At 39.7% G+C, this 1,507-nt stretch carries 2 protein-coding genes; one reads left to right on the plus strand and one right to left on the minus strand.

Annotated features, from left to right (window positions below):
• Positions 1-711 (plus strand): helix-turn-helix domain-containing protein (locus tag AC5ELV_RS26255; protein WP_493432453.1); only part of this gene is annotated, 711 nt, incomplete at its 5' end.
• Positions 712-1,083: 372 nt separating this feature from the next.
• Here AC5ELV_RS26255 and AC5ELV_RS26260 read toward each other — a convergent pair.
• On the minus strand, positions 1,084-1,507 hold a 424-nt coding region (locus AC5ELV_RS26260), incomplete at its 5' end, for an HAD hydrolase family protein (protein WP_493432452.1).

A 1,507-nucleotide genomic window follows, 5' to 3' on the forward strand; every position in this document is an offset into this window, starting at 1 on the left:
AATGGAAGTATCACTCGATTGCATCAAGGGGATGGACTTTTTGTGAATAGCCAACGTTTGCATTTCGGCTATTCTCTTGCAGACCATAAAGATTGTTTATTCCTTGTCGTCGTCATTCATCCCTCTATCCTTGGTGAGAAGACTTCATTTATTCAAACATACTGGGGGGAAAAGTTTAGTCTAATGATGGCTGATTTTGTTGTACTTACAGATCAGGTTGATTGGCAGAAAAGAATACTACTGTCCATTCAAGAAATCTATCAGGAAATGCATAAGGACCATACTCCTCCAAATCCGCTTCGTCTGGCATCACAAGCTTTATCTTTGTGTGCAACAATAGGGGATCATTTGCAACCCATTTCTGGGCAACCTGGAGCATTAACGCATGTTCAGGAAATGACTCGTTTCATTCACCAAAACTATGATCAAAAAATAACTCTTGAGGAGATCGCATCTGCAGGAGCCGTTTGCAGAAGCCGTTGCTGTACATTATTTAACAAATATGTGGGTCAGACGCCCAACAACTATGTCACTCAATATCGCCTCCAAAAAAGTTGCGAAATGTTAAAAGAAACACGAAGATCCATAAGTGAAATCGCACTTGCCTGCGGTTTTCAAAGTGCTAGCTATTATTCGTCCATTTTCCGTAAACAGATGGGTGTAGTTCCGCAAAATTATCGAAAACAAGTTTCGAATAACGATTCAACTTGAATGGAAGTAATACAAACCCATTTGAAATAATCTGGATTACAACAGTCTTCCAATCAAATATTATTTTCTCAAAAGCGTAATATAGAAATTCAAACAATAAGGAGTACGGGCTTTACGTAGAGGAACAACCTGGTTTTTTCACGGAGAGCGCTAACATGCCAGCGTCTTTTTAGATATTTTGGGGCAACATATCCCGCAACAGTTTCATTCTTTATTGATACATGTGATGAGTCAGCTCATAAATCATTTCTTTTTCGGTACATAGTAACCATTGGAAGTGCCTGTTTCTGCAACTCAAATGATAAAAGAGCGGGGCAATCACACCATTGCCCCGCTCTTTTACATAATGCAATACCATTTGACAGACAAGGATCACTGCAAATCCAGTATTTTTTGAATCGTGAGAAGAACACCATTTTCTTCGTTTGACTTAGTAATGAAGTTTGCTGCCTTTTTAGTATTTTCACAAGCATTACTTACTGCAAAACTGTATTTCGCGATTGCCATGAGTTCCACATCATTCTCGCCGTCACCAAATGACATGGTTTCCTCGTATGTGACGCCCAACATTTCTTGCAGTTTCTTTACCGTCTCACCTTTATGCGTATGCAATGCCGTGATATCCAGCCATCTAGCTTCCGAATCAACAATATAAATTTGTCCACCTAACGTATTCTCGACATGCGCTCTTAATGCTGTACTTCGCCCCTCCGTGTCGAAGACCGTAATTTTGATAAAACAGCTAGCTATGTTTGCAAAGGAGTCTGTTTTTAATACACGTTCATAGGAGCCTTTA

It is taken from the genome of Paenibacillus sp. NMA1017 (assembly GCF_058895805.1).